Raw genomic sequence first — 24,004 nt, forward strand, 5'->3', positions numbered from 1 at the left:
CATCTGTCATGATTCCATGGTACGTTAAGGTAGAAAAAAGAATGAAAGGGTGAATGTAATGCATGCTGTATCTGTGTTAAGAAACGAGTTATTAGCTGAGCTGGAGCTTGGTATCAGGTCCATGGAAGGGTTATTGAAGAAGGTGGAGAACAAGGATTGGAGCTACCGCCCGGCAGAAAATATGCGTAATCTCGGGGAGCTTGCCAGACATACTGTTTCTATACCGGAAGTAGACTTGAACCTTTGGCAGGAGAAGGATGAGAGGACGATTCGGGATCTGGAGTCAAAGTATGAGAAGCTGGAATCTGCTGAGGAATTGATTGAAGCAATGAACCAAGGCTTTCAATTGTTTAAAACGTATATGCTGTCTTTATCGGATGAGGATTTTTTAACTAAAAAGACAAAGCCGTTTTATTTAGAAGAGGGTGAAACACAGGCACATTGGCTTGTAGAGGAGGTTTCTCATCTGTTCCATCACCGGGCACAGTTCTTTAATTATTTAAAACAGCTTGGTTACGATATAAATATGTTTGATCTTTATGCTTAACAGAGAAGAAAGAGAACTAGGAGGTGAATCATATTTGAATAAAGAAAAAATAATTTGTGAACGTTTGCATAGACAGGGATTAATGGCGCAGCTTGAGAATATCCATGATATAAAATCTTATAAACAGTTATTTCAGAGATTACAGCCGGTAGCTCCAGTTTTTAACAGTCGTCCAGGTGAGGCCCCAAAGCTGGTGCATAGGACAGTTTTTAATGACACACTCCTGGCAGAAGAATTACGAAAAAAACATCAGCTGGTAAAAGGGCGTTTTCAGGGTGGACGCATCGGATATGTTCTGGAAGAAGATCTGGGGCTATACAGCACTATTTTTCGAAAGCCTGTTCAAAAAATAACAGAGCTTCATGAAGAGATTTTATCCATGATTCAATCGTCAGGCGGTATATCCAAAGAGCAGTTAAAAGAGGAGCTGCCTTTTAAAGCAAAAGAAATCACTGCTGCTTTAAAAAGACTCCAGGAAGCTTTTTTAGTATATGAATCACAGATTGATACGGATTGGAATACAGGCTGGTTTGACTTTAAAACTGAATGGTCGGAAATCAAATGGGCAGAGGATCCGGTTTCTGCTGTAGCAGAAATGCTGCTGCGTTTTTTGGATGCTGCTGTATTTGCCACTTTAGATCAAATTAAAAGCTGGTCGCAGTTAAAGCGTACAACAATACAAAGTGCTTTAAATGCATTAATGGAAAGAGAAGCAATTGTAAAAATAAAAGTGGATGGACTTGGCGAAGGGTTTATGCAGAAAAAAGATTTATATTTAACCAATGAAGAAATTACTCCATCTGTGTTTATGCTGGATAGCTCAGATTTTCTGGTCAGAGCAGAAATTGTTGAATTGAAAGAGAAATTTAAAGGGAAAGAAGTTCTTCAGTATCTCTTAATAGATGGCGAATTTAAAGGAGCGGTGCTTGGACATTGGAGAATTGGTCCGCACGATATTGAAGATATTGCGCTGTGTCTTGGAGAAGAAGAAATAGAAACTAGGAAAGAAGAAATCATTTCTGCCGTCAAATCTGGATACTCAGTGAAGACAACCCATATTTTGCGTTTCAATGGAGAGAATCTCTGATGAGAAGGGGAGGATGATAGAGTGGGGCTGATAAGAAATAACATTGTGGTGGAATACAATGATAAAGGATATTTAATGTACGCTGAAAGTTTTCCGGGAGCATATACAAGGGGCAGAGAGCGTGAAGAAGCGCTCTCTAAGTTTCCTGCTGAGATTAAAAGGTATTGCAGGTGGACTGGGATAGATTATGCTGAAACAGATGTTGTTGAATCTGTCGTTGTTCAATCAAAAGAAAGCAATCTGGAAATACACGAAGCAGATTCTGACATCATCTTTTTATCGGAGCAGGATCCATTATTGGTGGAGGAATATGAGCTGATAAAAAAGCTGGTATTAAAATCTGCACATGATTTTCAGCTTCTTTACGACTCTATTCCAGTTAAGACATATACTTCTTTACCGAAAAGAAAATCTTTTTATGGTGCTGTGCCGATTACTCCTGAAGAGATGTATGAGCATACAAATGGTGTTACGAATTATTATGCAGGAGAAATTGGTGTGAAGATAGATAATATAGATCTAATCTACCAAAACAGAATGCAAGCATTAAAAGCGATAGAAGAAGCTGATGACTTTTTACAAAATAAAACGCTCCATGGCAATTATGGAGAACAGTGGTCGCTGCGGAAGGTATTAAGAAGATTTATTTGGCATGACCATATTCATGCGAAAGGTATGTACCGTATGGCTGTGAAAAGATGGGGAGATAGTGAAATTGAAAATCCGTATTATTTTTGATGATGAAGGATAGGCAAATGAAATCATAAGTCAATAGAGTATAAAAATAATAATTACACCTTCTAAAAAATTAGTCTAAAGGCTTATCGGGAGTGAAAAAGAAAATGAGGGCAGATGGATGGGAAAGCATTTTATAGAAATTATTAATGAGTACCCAATACAAGAAGTTATACAAACAGAAGCTTTAGATAAGGGAAATACTTCTGAAGCAGATATAGTAACAGGCACAGAAAGTAAATACATATTAAGAAAATTAAAAAGTAATCAGCAAGCAAAAACAGAATACTTTGTATCTAACATCTTATCGGATGGCCTTGCACCGAACAAAAAATCATTTTGTATTTGCGTTGACCCTCTCATTTATCTAATCAGGAAAATGAGAGGTGTCATTAAACTTATGTATAACTCTTTGATGATAATGATTTTGACCAAGAACAGTAATACCGCCAGCTGATGAAGAGAAGTAGGCATTTATAATCATTTCGGGGGTGAATTTCATCCACCAGGCTGTGATATATCCCAGTGTACCACCATGTGTGACGATAAAGATATTTTTCTTTTTTTCTCGATCATAGATATTATTCATACAGTGACAAACACGGGCATAAAATTCTCTCTTTGTTTCTCCGTTTTGAAATGCCCGATAATCCAAATCAATACCGCTATTTTTTCGTGGCTGTCTGTGAGCATTTGCCCAATCCTTTGTTTTTCCAGCCGCTACGCCAGTATTTATTTCACGGAGCTCTTTATCTTGAATGACTTCAAGATTGAGCTTCTTGCTAATGATTTCTGCTGTTTGTGCTGCTCTTAGTAAATCCGATGAATAAAGAACATATTCTGCATCATCAGCTGCTGCTTTTTGTAATTTGTCGCCTATCGATTTTGCTTGTTTTCTTCCTAAATCTGTTAAAGGGGTATTTGTCCATCCGCCTGACATGTTATTTACATGATGCTCCGATTGACAATGCTGTATTAAGATAATATTGCTCATGCATTTTTCCTCCTAATTAGTGAATAGAATCTATTTTATTATAAACTTTATTCCCATTAGAAGGAATTATCATTATATTTGTGGAAGAATGATAGAAGATAATAATAAATGGAGCGTGAATATATTTTTAAGTAATGTATGGAGGTGACAGCATGGATTTGAATATATTGGCAGCCAAAGCTGCAAAAGTTTATCAATTAAACCCAAAAGTAGAAGCGGTTGTATTAGGTGGCTCCGTGTCCAGAAAATGGCATGATTCTTATTCAGATGTTGAGCTATTTATTTTTTGGAACGAACCCCCGACGGATGAGGATAGAAAATTTCCTATTACCAAGCTGGCAGGGGAAGTCATTGATTTTTACCCTTACGAAGAAGAGGAATGGTCAGAAAGCTATATTGCTGAGGGAATAAAATTAGAAATAAGTAATTTTCTAACAGCCAGCATAGAAGGCATCATAGATGACGTTGTTATATCTTTTAATCCGGATGTATATAAGCAATGCCTTGCAGCGGCTGTATATGAGGGAGCGCCATTAAGCGGCAAAGCACTTATTAAACAGCTGAAGGAAAAGATAGAACAATATCCGGATGAATTAAGTATTGCAATGATAAAAGAATATATGTATTTAGGTAATAGCTGGACGAATCGGGAAGCCTTACTAAATCGTGAAGACTGGCTGATGCTGTATAAGGTAATAACAGATGTACAAACAAATATCATGGGAATGCTGTCCGGATTAAATAAACAATATGTGTATCATCCTGCTTTTAAATGGCAGAAGCAGACTTTGGAATCAATGATGATAACTCCTGAAAATATACATAATCGGCTGGAGTCTGTTTTTCTGGGGGAGCCAGCAGCTTCTCTGAGCGAATTAGAAGGTATCGTGCAGGATGTTTATCGACTTATACAATGTGAATACCCACAAATAGATATTTCATCAGTTATTGACAAATCCCTATTTTTGCGGCCTGAGCAAGGAAAAGAATAAGGTGTGCTGTATAAATAGGAGAATGTTTAAGAAATATTGGATGAGGAGGGAGATTATTGGGACAAAATAAATCAGAAGCCTTCGCACCCCCGAAGCATATTGTATCTGCAGCAACGATTGTACTTAATGATAATAATGAGCTTTTGTTAATTAAAGGACCCTGGAGAGGATGGGAAATGCCCGGCGGCCAAGTAGAAGAAGGCGAATCCCTGAAAGAAGCTGCTATTAGAGAAACAAAGGAAGAATCAGGAATTGATGTAGAATTTTTAAAGTTCTGTGGAATATTTCAAAATGTGGATCGATCCATTTGTAATACATTATTCTTAGCTAAACCAATTGGAGGAGAATTTACAACCTCATCAGAAAGCTTAGACGTTGGATTCTTTCCCGTTGAGCAGGCTTTGGAAATGGTGAAGAATGGAAACTTTAGAGAAAGGATTGAGCTTTGCCTGGATGAAAGCAAGCATCCAATCTATGTGGAATTTTAAAAAGGGGATAATAGAAAATAAAAAGGAGTCAAGCTATGTATGATAAAGAAAAGCTTGGCTCCTTAAGTTTATAGTATGCAGCCAAGTCATGCTAACAAATGGCTTAAAAACTTGTCAGCTGCCAATGATAAAGAAGTATCTTTTTTTGTTGCCAATCCAATCTTTCTCTTTTCAATAATTTCATCTATGTCCACTTCAAATAATTGTTGTTCAGCCAGTTCCTTTAACACAAGCTCTTTTGTCACAAATGCAATACCCATGCCAATTTTGGCGCATTCGATTAATAATTCCACGCTGCCAATTTCAATATCCGGTTTGATCTCCAGATTTTGCTTTAGAAAAAGCTGATTAAGGAACTTTCTGGAGCTGCTTGCTTCTGAAAAAGAAATAATCGGATATGCTTGTATGTCCGACAAAGAAAGTTGTTCTCCTGTCAGGTGCTGAAACCTTTTCCCGACAACAAATGTGCTGTTAATACTTAAAAAATCCGTTATGGAAGCATTGCTTTGATTAGCTGGCAAGTGAATGATCCCAATATCAATCAACCCAGCTTCCAATTTATCTAAAATCTGTGGTGTAGAGCCATGCTGTAACTTAATTTCGATTTCAGGATACAACTTCTGGAAGCTTTGGACATAGGGCAGCAAATAGTGTTTGCAGGTTGAATCACTTCCTCCGATTGTAACAGAGCCCCTCTGTAAGTTTTTCATTTCCATTATTTTCTGTTCTGCATTATCAATTAAATCAAACGCTTGTTTGAGATAATCAAATAGTACCTCACCCTCCTTTGTAAGCAAAACTCCCTTGGACGTTCTGGTGAAAAGCTGGATTCCGAGCTCATTCTCTAATTGCTTTATAGAATGACTGACACTCGGCTGTGTAATAAAAAGCCGTTTTGCTGCTTTACTAAAATTCTTTTCGATTGCTGTTATATAAAATACACGGTACAAGTCTGTATTCATGATATAGATACCACCTATAGCTACTGTTGGAAATATTAATTTCATTTATATCATAACCTTGATTATAATGAATAACAAACAGCATCAACTGAAGAGGGGGATAAAGATGAGAGAAGATTATAAATTTGATATCAAAGCCAGAAGCCCCTGGTCGTCTTTAAATGGGATAAATAAGATCACAATTTCACCTGCCAAGCAAGGAATAGAGGCTGCTATCACCATTCCAGGAAGCAAAAGTCTGACGAACAGAGCACTTATAATGAGTGCTTTGGCAGATGGGAATTCCAAAGTGAGCGATATTTTAAAAAGTGATGATTCGTACTGGTGTATCGAGGCTTTAAAACAATTAGGAGCGGAGATTGAGCTGCAGGATGATATAGTGTACATCAAGGGAAGCGGCGGTCATCTGAGGTCAAATGATTTATATATTGGTGCAGCAGGAACAATTGCAAGATTTCTGCCGGGAGTATTGGCGGCCTCCCGGGAAGGCGAGTGGAATCTGGAGGCAAGTGAAAGTATGAGCAAAAGACCAATTGCGCCGCTTATCCATGCCCTGAGACAGCTCGGTGCTGAAATCGACTATTTGGCAAAAAAGGATTATTATCCGTTACGTATCAAAGGGAAATATGTAAAAGGCGGAGAAGTAAGTCTTTCAGGCTCGATATCCAGTCAATTTATCAGTGGGGTGTTAATTGCAGCACCATATTTCAATGAAACAACAAGAGTAACTATCAAGGATGGAATTGTCCAACATGCTTACGTCTTTTTAACCCTTGATTTAATGAAAGAGTTTGGTGCAGATGTGCAGTATGACAATGCACTCCAGCAAATTGTTATAAATCCTTCTCCCTACAAAGCGAAAGATATTCTGCTGGAGTCAGATGCTTCTGCGGCCTGCTACTTTTTGGCACTGGCTGCGGTAACAAATGGGAGAATACGGATAAATGGCTTAGCAGAGAAGACAAAACAGCCAGATATTCAGATGCTGGATATTTTTGAAAAGATGGGATGTAAGGTTATAAAAGGTGCTTCCTTTATTGAACTGGAAGGCACTCCTCAATTAAAAGGCGGTTTTGAAATATCCATGAAGGAGATATCTGATCAGGCATTAACTTTAGCAGCAATTGCGCCATTCGCGGATGGCCCAATAACTATCAAGGACGTTGCCCATATCCGTTATCATGAATCTGACCGGATAAGTGTTATTTGTGAGGCTTTAAAGGAACTGGGAATTCGGACAGAGGAATTTGAGGAGGGGTTAAAAGTCTATCCGGGGGCTCCGAAACCAGCTTGTCTAAACACCTATGATGATCATCGGGTTGCGATGGCTTTGGCGCTGATCGGGTCAAAGGTTGAAGGAATTCAGTTAAATGACCCAGGCTGTGTGTCTAAAACATTTCCGGAATATTTTTCATTATTGGAGGAGCTTGGGTTGGAGGTAAAAAGGTAAGAAGCTATATAATAAAATCAATTATTATAAAATAACGATAGTAAAGAGGGGCTGCTGTGACTAAATGTGAAAATCATTATACTGGGAGCAATGCCAATATAACAATAATTAAAGCAGGTGGTTATACTAAACCGGAATTAATTCAAAAAATGAAAGAAAATAAGATATTGTTAAATGTGCTTGCTGAGAAGCTGATAGCCAGCGATTATTTTGAAGTGTCCAAGGAATGCTATCAAGCTAAAATTGTAGAGCTCGCTGTAAAGGATTTTGATTTTGTTAATGGAGCTACGACATCCCAACTTTTTAGCAAAGCTGCTAATCTTAAATTACAGCTCTGCCCGCTTGAGTTGGCTCCCTATATAAGACTGGCGTATTTTAATCAAGGAGAAGGATATGATGCACACCAGCTGAAAAATCAGGCTCCTAATGGTTCAATAACAGTAGCATCAGAAATTCTAAGTGAGGATCTGGATGTTCCAAAAGGCTTTTATCTTCGCCGAATCCAAGGGAATTTATGGCTGCGCGGGTATATTGCGGATGAAGAACATGTTTGGAATCCGAATGATCATTTTATATTTTGTATTGCTGAAAAATAATAGGATACCTATACGATAAAAACAGCCTTTCCCCAAAATACAGAGAAAGGCTGTTTGCAATTTGGTTTATAACGTTTCTTTTTTATGATTATTATATAAATCTTTAGCTGCTTTTGGTGCTGTCCAGAATGTCGTAATCAGCAGGAATACAACAGGTACAGCGGTCACCACAATAAAGGATTGCAGGGCGTCCACGCTTCCTTCACCGATGGTAACTAATACAATAGCAACAAGACCCATGACCAATGCATAAAAAGCTCTTAACCAGCTTGGAGGATTCCCTTCTCCGGTAATAGCCATTGAAATAGACAGGGCCATAGAGTCTGCCGTAGTTAATACGAAAATAACGGTAGCCAGCAAGAACAAGGCTCCGAAAATCATAGGAAATGGCAATTGCTCTGTAATGGCTATCATCGCAGCAGGAGGACCTGCTTCATTTAGGGCAGTTGATATCGAGCCAGAATCATTTAGTTCATAAAAGATTCCTGTTCCGCCAACGACAGTAAACCAAAAAGTTGTAATAATAGGCGCGATAACAGCAACTGCAATAATTAGCTCACGAATGGTTCTTCCGCGTGAAATTCGTGCTGTAAATAGCGCCATAATCGGGCCATAGCCAATAAACCAAGCAAAGAAAAATACAGTCCATAAGCTAAGCCATTCTTCATCACCGCGGAAGGTACTGGAAGAGATAAAATCATTTACGTAAAGACCAAAAGCTTCAAAATAATTGTTAAAGATAAAGAAACCTTGTCCGAGTAATAAGATTCCAATGATTAATCCAAGTGCCAAGAGAACATTAAAGCTGGTTAACAGCTGAATTCCCCGATGGATTCCTGTTACAGCGGAGATTGCTGCACCAATAACGATAACGATAATAATGATAATTTGAATAACTAAGGTATTTGGTAAACCAGTTAATGCATTTAATCCATAACCTGTCTGTAAACCCAAGAACCCAATCGGTCCAATCGTTCCAGCAGCAACAGCAAGAATAGAAAAAGAATCAACAAGTGTTCCTAATACACTTTTTTTCATGATTTTTTCGCCGAAAATTGGATATAGTAAAGATCTTGGCTTCAACGGCATGCCTTTATGATAATGGGCATACATTAATACGATAGTGCCTAATGTACCTAAAATTGCCCATGACAGAAAACCCCAGTCTACAAAACTGGATGCCAGAGCAGGTACAACTGCTTCCAGTGTGCCATTCTCAATCCCTGAGAAGCGGGGAGGTACGGATATAAAATGGGATAATGGTTCTGCAGCAGCCCAAAATATTCCTCCTCCTGCTAATAAAGTACACATAATAATACAAATCCATTTAAATGTACTCATTTCTGGTTTTTCCATATTACCTAAACGGATTTTTCCGTATTTAGAAAAAGCTAACCCTAACGCAATAAAAAATGTGATTAATACAGTCATTTGGTAAATTACACCAAAATAAGTAGCAGACCAGCCAAATAAGGTATCAACCATATCAGCGACAAAGTCAGCATTAATAAATGCGGCTATGACAAATAGTACGAGTGCGCCGCCACTTATAATAAATGTTGGCAGATCTAGTGAAGTCTTTTTTCTATTTGAACCTTTCATTATTTCTTTTCCTCCATCTTGTTAAGTTTAATCATAGTTGTTTGATTTCCTTTTAGTCTTTCTCTGAACCCCGTTTTTTATCTAATGGATAATACCTTTTAACCACATTAAAACACCTGTAAGTATCCTGACTGAAAAAAATTAGCCAGGGATAAGCGAACAAATTGTAACAATAGGATGCTTGCAAACAACAAACATTCCGAGGGGGGAAATGCGAAAAGCTCCTCGGAATGTTTGTCTTGTTTTATTATCATGCAAATACAAAACGGAAATGCAGTAAAAACAAAATAGTGGAATCATACTCCAGCAGTTGAAGTATAATTCCACCGTTCTATACCCTAAAACAATTTTAATACGTTGTCAATCATACGTACTTAATTAAAAATAATCTGTCTTTTCCAAAAAAAGTTAGCGGGTAATATAGTGGCCAAACACGACTAATTATTAAAACATTATAAAAATGATGACTTGCATTTTATTTTTTAAACTGATATTATCAATTTTAACATATTAGCATATGTAACCAGATTTTTTGGCAGGATTTATGAGGATGATACAACAGATTACTGAGAAGTAGTTGATTTGTTGTAGGTCTTTATAGCATGCAGGGTTAAAGTATGTAAAGCAAAAAGTAATATCAAAATTTCATATCATTTCTTCGGGGCAGGGTGTAATTCCCGACCGGCGGTGACAAACATTTAAGGTTTGAAGTCCGTGACCCGCGTATCGCGGTGGATCCAGTGAGATTCTGGAGCCGACAGTTAAAGTCTGGATGGGAGAAGAAAACTTAAGTCAGCACATGAACAGGTGAAGTGTATTCTTTTAGGGTACATTAAAATCTGTTTCAGTGTATAGACATGGTTTATTTAAGTATGCCCCGTGAAGAGTTTTCATGGGGCTTTTTTATGGTTTAAGAAAGGTGGAAGCATATGGACACACTGTATATGGAGCAAGCGATAGAGCTCGCAAAACTGGGGCAGGGGAACACATATACCAATCCTTTAGTCGGTGCAGTAATTGTGAAAGATGACGCTGTTTTAGCTACTGGGTTTCATAAGAGATACGGTGAAAAACATGCAGAAAAGATGGCTGTCGACCAATGTGAAACTCCGGAAGATTTAATTGGTTCAACGATGTATGTGACAATGGAACCATGTAATCACACTGGAAAACAGCCCCCTTGTACCCAACTGATTATAAATAGTGGTATTTCCAAGGTTGTTATTGCACAACTAGATCCTAATCCTGTTGTAGCAGGCAAAGGGAAGGCGTATTTAGAAGCACTAGGCATACAAGTGGTTTCCGATATATTGCAGGAGAAGGCAGAAGCATTGAATAAGCATTATAACTATTTTCATAGGAGACAGCAGCCGTATATTGTATTAAAGCAAGCTGTCAGTCTGGATGGGAAGATTTCTGTCCATCCGAAGCAACGGACGTATCTTACTGGGGAAGAGACGTATAAAAGAGTACATGAGGAACGGCAATATTTTCAGGCTGTTATGGCAGGAAGCGGGACAATTTTAGCGGATAATCCAAAACTATTACCGAATGTAATCACTGATTTCCCGCCAATCCGCATTATTTTGGATCGGAAAGGGCAAACATTGGATTTTGAAAAATATCAAATTTATAGAGAAGCTGTTCCTGTATGGGTGTTTACAAAATCAAATGCTATAGATGATCTACCTGAACATGTCCGATTGATACCAGACAATCATTGGACAATCTCAAAAGTAGTCAATTATTTGCAGAAGGAGGGGATTCAATCCGTTTATGTAGAAGGAGGGAGCAGAATTCATGATGCTTTCCTGGCAGAAAATTTGTTTGAAGAGGTAATTACGTATATCTCTCCCAAGCTGATTGGCGGTAATGGAGTATCTGCCTTTTCCAGTGATAGAAATGTTTTATCTGCAGTACCTTTAACATTACAAAGCGCGGAAGCAGTTGGTGAGGATATACGAATAGTCAGCGGGAGGGGAAAGAAGGATGTTTACAGGATTGATTCAGGAAACAGGAACAGTCAAACGAATCAAAAAAGTGAGTCAGCATATTGAGTTAACATGCTCTGCCTCCAGAGAGCTCTTGCAGGATTATAACATTGGCGACAGTATGGCAATCAACGGTGTCTGTTTAACTGCTATAGAAGTAACTGATTCAGATTTTACAGTGGACATTATGCCGGAAACATTTCAAAAATCGATATTCTCTGATTTGCGGATACATGCAGTGGTGAATCTGGAACGGGCAATGTCTGCAAAAGGACGCTTGGAAGGGCATATTGTATCAGGTCATGTAGATACAACGACGCGGTTAATTAAAAAGGTGAAAAAAGAGAATTCCATTATTCTCACATTCTATTATCCGCCACAAGTACAAGGAGAGATTGTAGCCCAAGGATCTGTGGCGATTAATGGAACAAGCTTGACCGTATCAGCTGTTACGGCAGGATCATTTAGTGTGTCACTCATTCCTTATTCCATGAATCATACAAATCTGGGTCAATTAAAACAAGGTGAATTTGTAAATATAGAAACCGATATACTCGGAAAATATATTAAAGCTATAATGGGCACGGAAAAGACTCAGATTTTAAGCAAATACACAGGAGAATAGAGGGGAAAATATGACTGTACAAAATATAGAAGCAGCTGTTACAGCTTTGAAGCAAGGACGATTGATTATTGTTGCTGATGACGAGAACCGGGAGGCAGAAGGTGATTTAGTCGGTCTTTCCAGTAAAGCTGCGGCAGAAACAATAAATTTTATGACAAAACATGCCCGGGGTTTGATTTGCGCTCCTGTCTCCGAACAGATTGCTAAAAATCTAAACTTGTGGGAAATGACCAAAGAAAACACAGACGAATATCAAACAGCTTTCACCATCAGTGTCGACCATAAAGAGACAACCACAGGGATTTCCGCATTTGAACGGGCAAAGACAATTCAAGAGCTGGCAAATATTCATAGTCAAGCAGCTGATTTCAATAGGCCGGGGCATATTTTCCCGTTAATAGCGAAGAACGGAGGGGTGTTGGAGAGAAGAGGTCATACAGAGGCAGCGGTAGATTTAGCAAAGCTGGCAGGAGATACTGAAACAGCCTATATTTGCGAAATTTTAAAGGAAGACGGAACGATGGCCCGGTTCCAGGATTTAAAACAGATTGCGGCAGAATGGAATATGCCTTTGGTTACTATAGAAGAGCTTGCTGATTATTTGGCTTATTCCAGTATCAAGGTAAATGCAAAAGTGAAGCTGCCCACGAAGCACGGAGACTTCGATTTGTCCCTTTATCAGGATAAAGAAGGAAAGGATCAGCTCGTATTATCTATGGGACAAATCAGAGATAATGAAGAGCCTGTCTTAGTTCGAGTACATTCGGAATGCCTGACTGGAGATATTTTTGGTTCCCATCGCTGTGATTGCGGTGAGCAGCTGGAGAAAGCAATGCAAATGATTGCAGCTGAAGGTCGAGGCGCCATTCTGTATTTGAGACAGGAAGGAAGAGGGATAGGACTGCTCAATAAATTAAAAACGTATGAACTGCAGGAACAAGGTGCAGACACCTATGAAGCTAATGTTTCTCTTGGTTTTTTACCTGATGAACGCCGCTATGATATCGCTGCATGGTTGCTGAAAAAGGAAGGAATATCGAAAGTCCGTTTACTGACGAATAATCCAGATAAAGTAAAGGATTTACAGCAATATGGTATTGAGGTAGCTGAACGAATTTCGATAGAAACAACCATTTATCATGAAAATAAACATTATTTAAAAGTAAAGAAAGATAAGTTTCATCATTTATTATCTATAGAAGGAGAATGATTATGACTGTATATGAAGGAATGTTTCAAGGAGAACAGTTAAAAGTAGCAATAACCGTTTCACGATTTAATGAGCTGATCACTTCTAAATTACTGGAAGGAGCCAAGGATATTTTAAAAAGACATGGAGTAAAAGAAGAGGATATTGATGTTTATTGGGTACCAGGGGCTTTCGAGCTTCCATATATCACAAAGCAGGTAGAAAAAACAAAAAAATATGATGGCATTATTACACTCGGAGCGGTTATTCGCGGGGCAACCACACATTATGAGCTGGTCAGTAATGAAGCAGCTAAGGGTATTGCACAAATTGGTCTGCATGCAGAAGTTCCAATTATTTTTGGTGTGCTGACAACAGAAACAATTGAACAGGCATTGGAGAGAGCTGGTACAAAGGCGGGTAATAAAGGCGGAGAAGCAGCTCTTGGTTTATTAGAAATGATGTCATTAAAGAAGTTGATTTATTCTTAAATGTAGACGAATAAATATCATGGAAAGAAGGTTATCTGTAAAAAGACAGCCTTCTTTTTTATAGATATGAAATTAATAAATATGTACTCCGGGAAAAAAATATATTTAATTAAAGATAAAGAGGGTTGCATTTTTATCACTTGAGATGTAAAATGATATTGATAAAGGGAGATGAGACAGATGAAAAAAAATACACTTGGTTCATTAATTTGGCTTCGTATTGCCCGTTTTATGCATCAAAGCAATCTGCTGTCCAATGATTTTCTAAAGCAATTTGATATTACAGTTGCCCAATTTGATGTATTAAACCAGATCTGGTCTTATCAGCCTCTCACACAAAGTGAGCTTGCTGCCCGGGTAACAGTGTCAGAGGGCGGCATTTCACGTATGCTTAGCAGACTGGAACAGGAAGGATATATCCAGCGTAAGCAGGATTGGAAAACAAAATGGATCAGCCTGACGTCAAAAGGAGAAGCTAAGATAGAGGAAGTTTTTGAACATCAGCTGGCTTTTCAAACTTCTGTTGTCGATGATTGTTTAACTGAAGAAGAACAAAGAACATTATATATGCTTATGTCGAAGCTGCAGAAGAATACAGAAAGCAAATTAAAAAAATAATAGCTCTATTATTTTTTTAATCATAACTTGACTAGTAAACTGATAAAGGAGGAATGGTTTATGTATACTATTCCAGGACATCATCATATTTCGATGGTTACAAAAAATGCAAATGAAAATAATAGATTTTATCGTGAGGTACTTGGTTTACGTCGTGTGAAAATGACGGTGAATCAGGACGATCCTTCCATGTACCATCTATTTTACGGTGATAAAACAGGAAGTCCCGGTACAGAGTTAACCTTTTTCGAGATTCCGATGGTTGGCCATACGCATAGAGGCACAAATGCAATTACCCGAATTGGATTATTGGTTCCATCAGAAGAGAGTCTGCATTATTGGGAAGAGCGATTTGATAAGAACAATGTGCTGCATAGCGGAATAACAACCTATGCCAATCGCACTGCGATGAAATTTGAAGATCCAGAAGGACTGCAAATGGTATTGCTCGTGGCTGATGGAGAAAAAATAGATCACTGGGAAACATGGGAAAAGTCAGATGTTCCAGCTAAACACCAGATTCAAGGGATGGGTTCAGTGGAAATAACAGTAAGGAGACTGGATAAGCTGGCGTCTACATTAACAGATATGCTTGACTATACAGAAGTGAGTCGGAACGAGCGAGAAGCGATTTTCCAATCAGTCCCGGGGCAGGTTTTTGGAGAAATCGTTGTGAAGTATTTAGAAGGTCCATCCGAAAGACCGGGGCGTGGCAGTATCCATCACTTAGCTATTCGTGTGAAAAATGAGGAAGAGCTAAGATTTTGGGACGAACAAGTAAAAGAACGTGGTTTCCATTCGTCTGGTATCGTCGACCGCTTCTATTTTAAAAGTTTATATTTCCGTGAATCCAATGGTATTTTATTCGAAATTGCAACAGACGGACCAGGATTTACCGTTGATGGGGATGTGGAGCATTTAGGAGAAAAACTAGATTTACCGCCATTTTTAGAAGAGCGCCGGACAGAAATTAAAGCAAAATTAACTCCAATAGAATAAAGAAAATATAAAAACGATTTCCAGGAGGCAAAATAATATGAATCATTTAAAAGGAATCCACCACGTAACAGCAATTACAAGCAGTGCAGAAAAGAACTATGAATTTTTCACTTATGTTTTAGGCATGCGTTTAGTGAAAAAAACAGTAAATCAAGACGATATTCAAACGTACCATCTATTCTTTGCAGATGATAAAGGCAGCGCCGGTACAGATATGACTTTCTTTGATTTTCCGGGTATCCCAAAAGGAGTACATGGTACAAATGAAATTTCTAAAACTTCCTTCCGCGTACCAAGTGATGCCGCATTAGATTATTGGGTGAAACGCTTTGACCGTTTGGAAGTTAAGCATAAAGGAATCCAAGAGCAATTTGGCAAGAAAACACTTTCCTTTGTTGATTTTGATGATCAGCAATATCAATTGATTTCAGATGAATTAGATGAAGGTGTAGAAGCAGGAACACCTTGGCAAAAAGGCCCGGTTCCATTGGAATATGCAATTACCGGGCTGGGTCCTGTCTTCGTTCGAATTGCAAATTTTGATTACTTTAAAGAAATGATGGAAAAAGTATTAATGTTTAAAGAAAAGGCGAAAGAAGGTTCCTTCCATCTGTTTGAAGTTGGAGAAGGAGGAAACGGGGCCTCTGTGATTGCAGAGTATAATAATATCCTTCCTCAAGCCCGCCAAGGGTATGGAACAGTGCATCACACTGCTTTTCGTGTAGAAGATCGTTCTGTATTGGATGAGTGGATTAACCGGATGAATGATTTTGGGTTCAATACATCCGGCTATGTGAATCGTCATTTCTTCGAGTCTTTATACGCAAGAGTAGCTCCACAAATTTTATTTGAATTTGCAACAGACGGTCCCGGATTTATGGGAGACGAACCTTATGAAACACTTGGAGAAAAGTTGTCTCTTCCTCCATTTCTGGAAGCCAAACGTGAACAAATTGAAAAAGCAGTACGGCCAATTGATACCGTGAGAAGTACAAAAGAATTTGTTAAAGAATAAAGCAGCTTACTAAATAGTATTGAAAATTACTTTATTCAATGAAGAAGCAAGGATAAAAAAATCTATCCCTGCTTCTTTTTTATTTTGCAATTGTAATAAGCTCCGTTAAATGATTAATTTCGTACGTTGGCTGGATACCAATCACGTTTTCTTTATGTTCAGGGTTAAACCAGCATGTATCCATTCCGAAATTTATTCCGCCCTGTATATCGGACGTCAAAGAATCACCAACCATTAATGCATTAGCATCTTCTGTAAGTCCGAGCTTGGAAAAAGCATAATCAAAAATTCGGCTGTCAGGCTTCTGAAAACCCGTTTCCTCTGAAATAATGATTGCTTCAAAAACATTCTGAAGTGGAGAATTTTCCAGCTTAGATAATTGTACATGCTTAAAACCGTTTGTGATAATTGCTGAGCGCTGTTCGGAAAGAGAATCAAATAATGTCACAGCACCGTCTACTAAATAGATTTCTTTTCCTAAATTTTCAAGATATGCATGATTAAAATCTGCTCCATCCATTTGTAGATCATATGCTGCAAATAACCTTCTAAAACGCTCTACACCCAATTTCGTTATTGGCAGTTTTCCCTGCTCTAATTCTCTCCATAGCACATTACTGATTTCGCGGTAGCTTGCCTGGTAATCTGCAAGCCCATCAGGTAATCCAAATGCTTCAAATGTTTTATGTAAAGCAGCTTTTTCTGATTTACCAAAGTCAAATAACGTATCATCTATATCAAAAAAGATCACATCATATTTCATTTTTATATACTTCCTTTCATCTCATCGTTGAAAACGTTGCTTATCCATTATAGCAATAATGAGAAAAAGTTACGATTGTAGGAGATGGATAATGATGATGATTAGTTTCAAATAATTTAAATGGGAACTTTATCTTAATTAAAACCGTATATAAGATAATTCAAATGGTACTATACTAAAATGGAGAGGAGCTTGAACATGGGGAAATCAAGGTTTCGCACCTTAGGAATTGTTCTGGGGATTGCAATTGGTGCGAGTATAGGAACTGCTGTTGAACAGATTGCAATCGGCGTTGCTGTTGGCGTTGTCTGTGGTTTTATTCTTGGTTTCATTGTGGATAATAGACGGTCATAATAAGGTTAAAGTGAATGAGAAAGGAGTATATATGGAGCAGATGAATGAATTGACAACATTGGAGCAGTGGAATAAGATCTGGGAGCGTTCAATGAACATGCCAATATTTGTCTTTAAGCATAGTACTTCTTGTCTGATCAGTGCAAGAGCATTTAAGCAAGTCAAAGCTTTACCAGAGCGTGGTAAAGTAGATTGTTATCTGGTGAAAGTCATTGAAAGCAGAGAGGTGTCTAATCAGATAGCTGAAGATACAAGTATTACGCATAAATCTCCGCAAATTTTTCTTATCTACAAAAAGAAAGTGCTATGGAATACATCCCATTGGAAAATAACGAAGTCTAATATGGAGAAAGAAGTCAGCAGGGTATTCGAATAGAGCATACAGCCAAAAATTATCAAATGTTCGATAAATATTTATAATCGTAAAATAAAAAAGCTATATAAAAATAACTCCTGTAGAAGTATACAACTTCCTGCAGGAGTTATTTTAACAGTCTATATTTTAGTTTCGTTACTGATTTTATTTAAAACGACAGCTTTCAATTTATCTGGATCATCCGATTTAATGGCTACCTTAGAGTATTCCTTTTGGATGCCCATAAATATAGTTGCTTGTACAGGCTTTTTCATTTTTAAAATCATATCCGGATAAACCTGCTCAAAGTCCTTTGCAATAAAATCAATTGTGTCCTTTGAAATTTTACTTTTCAAAGCGGTGTCATCCTCTATCATCCTCTCAATATCCTGGAAATCTATTTTTACCCGCTTTAGTATTCCAAATGAAACATATATAGCTTTCTCATCCGTATATATTGGATTTAAGCGGATGGATTGAATACAGGCTATCAAGAAAATCACCGAGTAAATATTAAGTATCAATAGAACAATGGAAATAACAATCGATTTGCTATGGAGCCACCAGTGAATGGCAAATGTTTCAACGATAATTGCATGAATCATCATTATTTGAAAGGCGATAAAGTTAGATTTTTTATGCAGAGTTATTCCATCGGGAGGTGTTTTCTTCCAGCTGCAAAGTGCATAATAAAGCGCTAAAGACTCCGAACAAATCACATGAATAATCGGGTTGTTCTTTACATATTTGTCCACTGCGCTTGGAAAAGAAAAAATAACAGGCAATGTGCTTGCTTTCACTTTTTGTATAATCCTGGGCAGATACCGGAAAAAAGCAATAACAAATAAAAGCTCAAAGATAATCAAGACAGCTTCTGCGGCTATTCCGGCCCAAGTGATGGTGGCAAAATGTCCTAACAAATGAGTGGGGATAAAAAACCTTGCTAATATACATCCAGCTGCAGCTAGCAGAATAGCGGTTTTAATGGAGAATTTCTTTCTGTACAGCATAAAAAATACTGGCCCCATAATAACCAAATCAATTAGCGAGCCTAATACGACAAGGTTTGCCTCAGGCGGCAGAATAGTTGCACCTATTGATGTCTGATACAGCATATAATTACTGCTTAAAATAAGAACGATCATCAGCAGCCAAAAGTACTTTCCTTGCTGAATTATGTACATTTGATGAACCTCCTTTATTAAAATAAATTCTTAATATTTGGATATTTCAATTATAAAATGAATTTTAATAGAAGTATATTAGGAATAGGTTGTTTTACTTTATTTCTTATAAGATGTTACAAATTTCTGAATTTACGGCTTTTTTTGATTAGAAAGTTGATTTATTTCTATGGTTCTTTACCATATCAATATCCTTATTGTGAGTTCTCTCTTTATCCTTTAGATTGCTTATGGCAGTTATCTGCTTTTCTCGAAAGATAAAGAAATCTGAAAGGATAAGGAATGGATTTAGTAGGGGAGAAATAATTTTGCAGGTGTGGGTAAAGCAGGTTATATCTTAAAAAATAGAAAAACCCAATTCATCCTGCAGAAAGATGAATTGGGTTTTAAATTGACTGTTCCCAACAATTAATTCTATTTTCCTTTCTTCTATCTGAAAAGAAAAAATAATTAGAAACTGACTAAAATAATTGGTATAATAATTAAATCGACATTTAGGCAAAAGGATATAAATAACTTTTATAAAACGTATATTGCAGGACAAGTTTAACGATTAAAATTGCATGGCTTAGGCAATTGGCAGAATAAAATCTGCCATGTAAACAGTCTTTACAAAGATATTGGAGGAATACAAATGATTTTTGGTGTATTAAAGGATAAGAAAATAGGAGAATATCGTGTGGTATTAACTCCTGTCGAGGCAGCAACTATTAAAGAAGATGGACATACTGTTTTGGTTCAAAAAGATGCAGGGTTGGCAGCTGGTTTTACCAATGAACAATATGAACAGGAAGGTGCGGAAATAGTAGAGTCCACTGAGGAAATGTACAAACGATGTGATTTTCTTGCCAAGGTGAAAGAAATTGAAGAAAGTGAATATGGATTATTAAGAGAAAACCAAATTGTATATACGTGTATCCATCCAGCAGCGCATCCGGAGCAAGTACAGGCTATTCTTGATAGCAAGAGTATAGCCTTCACAGCAGAGGATTCGCATCGTTTTGGCTCCGTTAACTGTGAAGCGGCAGGAAAACAGGGGGCATTAATGGGATTAAATGCCATGTTGACCATTAATGGCGGAAAAGGAAAGTTTGTGAGCGGGCTTGCTGGTGCTCCTGGTATGAAAGTATTAATTCTGGGTGGCGGATTGGTAGGACGCTCTGCATTGCAGGTGCTGCAATCCTTAGGTGCCTGGTGCACAGTAATGGACGTTAACTACGGTGTACTTAGAGATATCGGCAAGACTTATAATGAAAAAGTAAACACTCAGCTGTCTACAAAGCAAAATATAAGAAAACTGCTGCCAGAAATTGATATGGTCATTAACTGTGTGAAATGGCCAAAGGAAAATAAAGATTTCTTAATTGATCGTGATATGCTTCATTTAATGGAAAAGGGCTCTGTACTTGTCGATATCAGTAATGATGCAGATGGTGCGATCGAGTCCTTCCGTGAAACAACACATGAGGACCCGACCTATATTGAAAATGGTGTTGTTCATTATTGTGTAAGTAATATCCCGGGAGCAATTGCTAATTCTACATCTGTTGCTTATGCGGCTTCGATATTGCCTCATTTACGTTCTATTTTAAATAATGGTGTTAAAGAGGCTTGTATCCGTGATGGCTTTTTAAGAAGAAGCTTAACGGCTTATAGAGGATATCTCACACACGAGGAAACTAGTGCGATTCAAGATCGTCCTTGGGCTCGACCTGAAGATGTATTGCATATACAAGAGGAAAAACTTGACTTTGCACCGCCGGCAACTCCAACAAGATCGACAAATTTTTTAGAGCTTTAATGCAACCAGGAAAAGGGGAAACTAGATGACGATAAACACATTATTAGTAGATTTTGCCTGTGCAAGTATTCTTATTCTAATAGGAATGTTTCTCAGAGCAAAATTTAAATTTATCCAAAGAAGCTTTATTCCGGCGAGTCTGCTGGCAGGGTTTCTGGGGCTGGCCCTGGGGCCCGGCTTTTTAGATGTTTTGCCACTTTCTGAAAATATTGGTTCTTATGCGGGTGTTATTACCATATTAGTATTTGCGGCGGTAGGGATTAACGGTTTTTCCTTTTCTCCGGGCAACATGAAGAAAGATCTTAACCGGATGGGTGCATACGCGATTTATAAGATTCTCGGTATCGCACTTCAGATGTCTATTCCAATTATTTTTGCAATAATTGTTATTTCAAAATTTATCCCGGAGATTAATTATGGGTTTGGATTACTGCTGGCTGCCGGGTTCTATGGAGGGCATGGAACGGCAGCAGCAATAGGGACAACATTTGAAAACTTAGGCTGGGAAAATGCAACTGATTTAGGTATGACAGCAGCAACCGGTGGTATGCTTATTGGTATTTTTGGAGGGCTTATTTTTATTAAATGGGCGACAAGGAAAGGCTATACGCAGTATGTAAAGGATTTCTCAGAGATATCAGAGGATTTGAAAACCGGCTTAGTAAAGCCTGAAAATCGAACATCTATGGGGGATGATACAGTATCGCCTATTGCACTTGATCCGCTGGCTTTTCATGTAGCATTATTAGTGGTTCCTGCCGGCTTAGGTTATTTATTAAATAATTACATTGCAGAGACCTGGAATTTAGAATTTCCGACATTCACAATTGCATTTATTATTGCATTGCTGATGTATGTTGTCCTGGGAAGAGGGAAAAAAGGTATCTATAAATATGTGGACAGTAAAATAGTAGATCGGATCGGCAGCTCTGCAACTGACTATCTTGTATTCTTCGGGGTGGCGTCAATTCAACTTCCAGTTGTTAGAGAATACTGGCTTCCATTAACGTTATTAATGATTTCAGGTCTTGTTGTCGTTGTCCTGACACTTGTGTTTATTGGACCTGGTATGAATTATGAAAGCTGGTTTGAACGTTCTATCTTTGTATATGGCTACTCCACAGGTGTTTTTGCAATTGGACTTACATTATTAAGAGTTATTGACCCGAATAATAAATCAAAAACACTGACAGATACAGCGATTGTTGGTCCGTTAAACACTCCCTTGGAGCTATTTGCGTGGTCAGCAGGGCCAATTATGCTGATGACAGGTCAGCATTGGGCATTTGTTGGAATCTATTTAGCAATTTCGATTGCCTGTATTATCATAGCAAGAATATTTAAATGGTGGTATTGGAAGATACCGCTGGGAGATCGGCCGCCGGTTCCTTTGGATAAGGATGAGTAATGTATTTGAAAATAGAATAGTAGAAAAGAAAAGGCCGGGGTGACACTTTCTAAGGAGATCCTCAGCTTTTTTGTAAATTGATGGAGATATCAATAGAAATTTAAGAAGTGCTTATAAGGATTTTTAGAATTTAAAGGAGAATGTTCGACAAATTAAATGAGAGGATATAACCGGTTATTCTACTTATAATTTAATAGATATAAAAAAACTAGCATATCACCATTTGGTTGCGTGCTAGTTTTTCATATCTGCTATTTCTTCTTCCGTAAATTTCTTTTCTCCTGTCGGCTAAGTCCGGCAGTCAACTGTTCAAATAAGCTATCCCATTGGTTCTGATAAGATTTATAAATGAACGGATATTTTTTCTTTAATTGCAGGATACCTGCAGCATAGCTCTCTTTGTCACTCTCAAGCTGTTGTCTGACATAGGCAGGTAATTCATTCATAACTGCAATTACTTTTGCTGCCGCCATTTTCCCAGTATAAAACCATTCATATGCTCTATAGTAAAGCAGCTGATAGGCATTTTCATCATGGGACAGCTTGCTGATTTCTTTTTGTAGACGAGCTTGTTTTTTTGTTTCGTTATGAGCTTTTCTTATGTCATTATTATTCTTCTGTGTGATAACGTCAGCTAAGCTGATGTAAATCTCTGCTTCCTGAAATAATGCTCCTTTATGAAAATACATATATTGTTCCATTAGCTCATCCTGCAATCTTTTAAAATCTTGTTCATCCGAGATAGTTTTTATATGCTTTTTAAATTTTGATAGTACTTTGGATAATACAGACCATTTTTCTGTAGTAATGATAATATTAATCCAGGATAGATAGAATGCTGTAGCAGTTTTTGCATTGTCCGCTTCTGTCGGCTGGGATTGCTCCATTAAATTGGTAACTTTATCTGAATATGCTGTATTTATATAAAGATGTGCTAAACCAGGGGCGAACATTGCTTTTTGTTCAGGAAATTTCTCCAATAAATCTTCATATGTTTCGATAGCTTTGTCGGGATAGCCGTTATTCTGATAAATATCAGCTTTTAAAGTATAAATAATTTGCAGCTCTTCATCACTTGCAGTAAGAGGGATGATTTCTGAAAAAATCTTTTCCATCTCATCAACATCGCCATTCAGACTCGCCAGCTTTAATAGCTTGAACTTAATTTCGCCGCTGTCGGGTACGAGTTGGTTTAATTTTTTATAGACTTCAAAGGCTTTTTGATTATCTCCACGATCTATTAATTTCTTCGCATCAATGATTAATTGTTCCGCCTCATCAAATTGTTTAACTTCATTTGCTATTGAGTCTGCTTCAGATGTATTATTTTGCTCAGCTTTTACAGACATTGCTTTATCGGCTTTTTTTTGTTGCTTGTCTGCCTTCTTGCCATGTTTACGGGCATCGTCATAAGCAGCTCTTTTCTCTGGATCATTCAAAACTTCATAAGCTTCCTGTACTTTGGCATAACCTTCTGGATCTGTTTCCTGCGGATGCTTCTCTAGAGCCTCCAGATATTTTTCCTCGATTCTTGCCTGGCCAATATTTGCTGTTGTACCAAGAATCTTATAATAGCTTTCGTTCTTTACTTTACTCATATTGATAACTCCTCATTATTTACGGTCAAAAAAGGATAAAGTTAGTACTGTATCCTTGTCGGTATTTGAACATATAAGTTCAACTTATATAGATTATTAAAAAAAGCAGCTTTACTTGTAAAATGATAACTTCACTAACCAGAACCTTGCATAACTCCGC

General features: G+C 37.7%; 24 protein-coding genes and 1 riboswitch. Of the genes, 18 read left to right on the forward strand and 6 right to left on the reverse strand.

All coding sequences use genetic code 11. The features are described from left to right. Window positions 1-58: 58 nt before the first annotated feature. Genes OSO01_RS04065 through OSO01_RS04075 form a run of 3 tightly spaced genes read left to right on the forward strand, consistent with a single transcriptional unit; the run spans window position 59 to window position 2,372 of the window. A complete protein-coding gene (locus tag OSO01_RS04065; protein ID WP_147208969.1) occupies window positions 59-547 on the forward strand; it encodes a DinB family protein in 489 nt (162 codons plus the stop codon). Window positions 548-581: 34 nt separating this feature from the next. After that, window positions 582-1,634: a DNA glycosylase AlkZ-like family protein gene (locus tag OSO01_RS04070; protein WP_186813548.1), complete on the forward strand. Its 1,053-nt coding sequence runs from the start codon at window positions 582-584 to the stop codon at window positions 1,632-1,634. A 21-nt stretch (window positions 1,635-1,655) separates the two neighbouring features. Next, the gene (locus OSO01_RS04075) at window positions 1,656-2,372 is read left to right on the forward strand and encodes a hypothetical protein (protein ID WP_222595714.1); all 717 of its coding nucleotides are present in this window, start codon (window positions 1,656-1,658) and stop codon (window positions 2,370-2,372) included. A gap of 364 nt (window positions 2,373-2,736) precedes the next feature. Here the strand turns inward: OSO01_RS04075 and OSO01_RS04080 are convergent, their stop codons facing one another. Then, complete coding sequence (locus tag OSO01_RS04080; protein WP_147208973.1) at window positions 2,737-3,363, reverse strand: histidine phosphatase family protein; 627 nt, start codon at window positions 3,361-3,363, stop codon at window positions 2,737-2,739. A 152-nt stretch (window positions 3,364-3,515) separates the two neighbouring features. Here OSO01_RS04080 and OSO01_RS04085 point away from each other — a divergent pair, with 152 nt between their 5' ends. Then, window positions 3,516-4,355, forward strand: a complete 840-nt coding sequence (locus OSO01_RS04085; RefSeq protein WP_147208975.1) for a DUF4037 domain-containing protein — start codon at window positions 3,516-3,518, stop codon at window positions 4,353-4,355. A 56-nt stretch (window positions 4,356-4,411) separates the two neighbouring features. After that, on the forward strand, window positions 4,412-4,843 hold the full coding sequence (locus OSO01_RS04090) for an NUDIX hydrolase (protein ID WP_147208977.1): 432 nt from the start codon (window positions 4,412-4,414) through the stop codon (window positions 4,841-4,843). An 86-nt stretch (window positions 4,844-4,929) separates the two neighbouring features. On the opposite strand, the gene OSO01_RS04095 is transcribed toward OSO01_RS04090, so the two are convergent. Beyond that, the gene (locus OSO01_RS04095; protein WP_246145037.1) at window positions 4,930-5,805 is read right to left on the reverse strand and encodes a LysR family transcriptional regulator; all 876 of its coding nucleotides are present in this window, start codon (window positions 5,803-5,805) and stop codon (window positions 4,930-4,932) included. Window positions 5,806-5,911: 106 nt separating this feature from the next. Here OSO01_RS04095 and aroA point away from each other — a divergent pair, with 106 nt between their 5' ends. After that, entirely contained in the window at window positions 5,912-7,255 is a 1,344-nt protein-coding gene (gene aroA, locus OSO01_RS04100; RefSeq protein ID WP_147208979.1) for a 3-phosphoshikimate 1-carboxyvinyltransferase, read from the forward strand. A gap of 56 nt (window positions 7,256-7,311) precedes the next feature. Beyond that, a complete protein-coding gene (locus OSO01_RS04105; protein ID WP_246145038.1) occupies window positions 7,312-7,851 on the forward strand; it encodes a helicase in 540 nt (179 codons plus the stop codon). A 66-nt stretch (window positions 7,852-7,917) separates the two neighbouring features. Here OSO01_RS04105 and OSO01_RS04110 read toward each other — a convergent pair whose 3' ends face one another. Beyond that, complete coding sequence (locus tag OSO01_RS04110) at window positions 7,918-9,453, reverse strand: BCCT family transporter (protein WP_147208981.1); 1,536 nt, start codon at window positions 9,451-9,453, stop codon at window positions 7,918-7,920. A gap of 650 nt (window positions 9,454-10,103) precedes the next feature. Next, a riboswitch (FMN riboswitch) is annotated at window positions 10,104-10,241 on the forward strand. A 141-nt stretch (window positions 10,242-10,382) separates the two neighbouring features. Here OSO01_RS04110 and ribD point away from each other — a divergent pair. From ribD to OSO01_RS04145, 7 genes are all read left to right on the forward strand, one after another. Next, window positions 10,383-11,510, forward strand: a complete 1,128-nt coding sequence (gene ribD, locus OSO01_RS04115; protein WP_147208983.1) for a bifunctional diaminohydroxyphosphoribosylaminopyrimidine deaminase/5-amino-6-(5-phosphoribosylamino)uracil reductase RibD — start codon at window positions 10,383-10,385, stop codon at window positions 11,508-11,510. Beyond that, window positions 11,443-12,069, forward strand: a complete 627-nt coding sequence (locus OSO01_RS04120) for a riboflavin synthase (protein ID WP_147208985.1) — start codon at window positions 11,443-11,445, stop codon at window positions 12,067-12,069. The genes ribD and OSO01_RS04120 overlap by 68 nt, the downstream gene beginning before the upstream one ends. 10 nt (window positions 12,070-12,079) lie before the next feature. Beyond that, window positions 12,080-13,279 carry a GTP cyclohydrolase II gene (ribA, locus tag OSO01_RS04125; protein WP_147208987.1) on the forward strand — a complete coding sequence of 400 codons (1,200 nt, stop codon included), beginning with the start codon at window positions 12,080-12,082 and terminating at the stop codon, window positions 13,277-13,279. Between the two features lie 2 nt (window positions 13,280-13,281). Continuing rightward, window positions 13,282-13,749 carry a 6,7-dimethyl-8-ribityllumazine synthase gene (gene ribH / locus OSO01_RS04130; protein WP_147208989.1) on the forward strand — a complete coding sequence of 156 codons (468 nt, stop codon included), beginning with the start codon at window positions 13,282-13,284 and terminating at the stop codon, window positions 13,747-13,749. A 180-nt stretch (window positions 13,750-13,929) separates the two neighbouring features. Next, the gene (locus tag OSO01_RS04135) at window positions 13,930-14,367 is read left to right on the forward strand and encodes a MarR family winged helix-turn-helix transcriptional regulator (RefSeq protein ID WP_147208991.1); all 438 of its coding nucleotides are present in this window, start codon (window positions 13,930-13,932) and stop codon (window positions 14,365-14,367) included. Between the two features lie 60 nt (window positions 14,368-14,427). After that, window positions 14,428-15,366: a ring-cleaving dioxygenase gene (locus OSO01_RS04140; protein ID WP_147208993.1), complete on the forward strand. Its 939-nt coding sequence runs from the start codon at window positions 14,428-14,430 to the stop codon at window positions 15,364-15,366. 37 nt (window positions 15,367-15,403) lie between these two features. Then, window positions 15,404-16,381 carry a ring-cleaving dioxygenase gene (locus OSO01_RS04145; RefSeq protein ID WP_147208994.1) on the forward strand — a complete coding sequence of 326 codons (978 nt, stop codon included), beginning with the start codon at window positions 15,404-15,406 and terminating at the stop codon, window positions 16,379-16,381. Window positions 16,382-16,460: 79 nt separating this feature from the next. On the opposite strand, the gene OSO01_RS04150 is transcribed toward OSO01_RS04145, so the two are convergent. Further along, entirely contained in the window at window positions 16,461-17,144 is a 684-nt protein-coding gene (locus OSO01_RS04150) for a YjjG family noncanonical pyrimidine nucleotidase (protein ID WP_147208996.1), read from the reverse strand. A gap of 198 nt (window positions 17,145-17,342) precedes the next feature. Here OSO01_RS04150 and OSO01_RS23235 point away from each other — a divergent pair, with 198 nt between their 5' ends. Next, window positions 17,343-17,498 carry a glycine zipper domain-containing protein gene (locus OSO01_RS23235; protein WP_186813571.1) on the forward strand — a complete coding sequence of 52 codons (156 nt, stop codon included), beginning with the start codon at window positions 17,343-17,345 and terminating at the stop codon, window positions 17,496-17,498. 31 nt (window positions 17,499-17,529) lie between these two features. After that, window positions 17,530-17,874, forward strand: a complete 345-nt coding sequence (ytxJ, locus tag OSO01_RS04155) for a bacillithiol system redox-active protein YtxJ (protein ID WP_147208998.1) — start codon at window positions 17,530-17,532, stop codon at window positions 17,872-17,874. 119 nt (window positions 17,875-17,993) lie between these two features. Here the strand turns inward: ytxJ and OSO01_RS04160 are convergent, their stop codons facing one another. Continuing rightward, on the reverse strand, window positions 17,994-19,037 hold the full coding sequence (locus OSO01_RS04160) for a beta-carotene 15,15'-monooxygenase (protein ID WP_147209000.1): 1,044 nt from the start codon (window positions 19,035-19,037) through the stop codon (window positions 17,994-17,996). A gap of 634 nt (window positions 19,038-19,671) precedes the next feature. Between OSO01_RS04160 and OSO01_RS04165 the strand changes: the two genes are divergently transcribed. Together OSO01_RS04165 and OSO01_RS04170 are read left to right on the forward strand one after the other, a co-directional pair. Next, entirely contained in the window at window positions 19,672-20,838 is a 1,167-nt protein-coding gene (locus OSO01_RS04165; RefSeq protein ID WP_147209002.1) for an alanine dehydrogenase, read from the forward strand. A gap of 25 nt (window positions 20,839-20,863) precedes the next feature. Next, window positions 20,864-22,246, forward strand: coding sequence for a sodium/glutamate symporter (locus OSO01_RS04170; protein ID WP_147209004.1), 1,383 nt, complete (start codon window positions 20,864-20,866; stop codon window positions 22,244-22,246). 251 nt (window positions 22,247-22,497) lie between these two features. On the opposite strand, the gene OSO01_RS04175 is transcribed toward OSO01_RS04170, so the two are convergent. Then, window positions 22,498-23,844 (reverse strand): tetratricopeptide repeat protein, encoded by a 1,347-nt coding sequence (locus OSO01_RS04175; protein WP_147209006.1) that lies wholly within the window; start codon window positions 23,842-23,844, stop codon window positions 22,498-22,500. Window positions 23,845-24,004: the final 160 nt, after the last annotated feature.

Origin of the sequence: Oceanobacillus sojae (assembly GCF_007991515.1) — a bacterium.
GTDB lineage: Bacteria > Bacillota > Bacilli > Bacillales > Amphibacillaceae > Oceanobacillus > Oceanobacillus sojae.

Coding starts and splice junctions, on each gene's coding strand:
- OSO01_RS04065 (WP_147208969.1), top strand. CDS start 59: ATGCATGCTGTATCTGTGTTAAGAAACGAGTTATTAGCTGAGCTGGAG.
- OSO01_RS04080 (WP_147208973.1), bottom strand. CDS start 3,363: ATGAGCAATATTATCTTAATACAGCATTGTCAATCGGAGCATCATGTA.
- OSO01_RS04085 (WP_147208975.1), top strand. CDS start 3,516: ATGGATTTGAATATATTGGCAGCCAAAGCTGCAAAAGTTTATCAATTA.
- OSO01_RS04095 (WP_246145037.1), bottom strand. CDS start 5,805: ATGAATACAGACTTGTACCGTGTATTTTATATAACAGCAATCGAAAAG.
- aroA (WP_147208979.1), top strand. CDS start 5,912: ATGAGAGAAGATTATAAATTTGATATCAAAGCCAGAAGCCCCTGGTCG.
- OSO01_RS04110 (WP_147208981.1), bottom strand. CDS start 9,453: ATGAAAGGTTCAAATAGAAAAAAGACTTCACTAGATCTGCCAACATTT.
- ribD (WP_147208983.1), top strand. CDS start 10,383: ATGGACACACTGTATATGGAGCAAGCGATAGAGCTCGCAAAACTGGGG.
- OSO01_RS04120 (WP_147208985.1), top strand. CDS start 11,443: ATGTTTACAGGATTGATTCAGGAAACAGGAACAGTCAAACGAATCAAA.
- ribA (WP_147208987.1), top strand. CDS start 12,080: ATGACTGTACAAAATATAGAAGCAGCTGTTACAGCTTTGAAGCAAGGA.
- ribH (WP_147208989.1), top strand. CDS start 13,282: ATGACTGTATATGAAGGAATGTTTCAAGGAGAACAGTTAAAAGTAGCA.
- OSO01_RS04135 (WP_147208991.1), top strand. CDS start 13,930: ATGAAAAAAAATACACTTGGTTCATTAATTTGGCTTCGTATTGCCCGT.
- OSO01_RS04140 (WP_147208993.1), top strand. CDS start 14,428: ATGTATACTATTCCAGGACATCATCATATTTCGATGGTTACAAAAAAT.
- OSO01_RS04145 (WP_147208994.1), top strand. CDS start 15,404: ATGAATCATTTAAAAGGAATCCACCACGTAACAGCAATTACAAGCAGT.
- OSO01_RS04150 (WP_147208996.1), bottom strand. CDS start 17,144: ATGAAATATGATGTGATCTTTTTTGATATAGATGATACGTTATTTGAC.
- OSO01_RS23235 (WP_186813571.1), top strand. CDS start 17,343: ATGGGGAAATCAAGGTTTCGCACCTTAGGAATTGTTCTGGGGATTGCA.
- ytxJ (WP_147208998.1), top strand. CDS start 17,530: ATGGAGCAGATGAATGAATTGACAACATTGGAGCAGTGGAATAAGATC.
- OSO01_RS04160 (WP_147209000.1), bottom strand. CDS start 19,037: ATGTACATAATTCAGCAAGGAAAGTACTTTTGGCTGCTGATGATCGTT.
- OSO01_RS04165 (WP_147209002.1), top strand. CDS start 19,672: ATGATTTTTGGTGTATTAAAGGATAAGAAAATAGGAGAATATCGTGTG.
- OSO01_RS04170 (WP_147209004.1), top strand. CDS start 20,864: ATGACGATAAACACATTATTAGTAGATTTTGCCTGTGCAAGTATTCTT.
- OSO01_RS04175 (WP_147209006.1), bottom strand. CDS start 23,844: ATGAGTAAAGTAAAGAACGAAAGCTATTATAAGATTCTTGGTACAACA.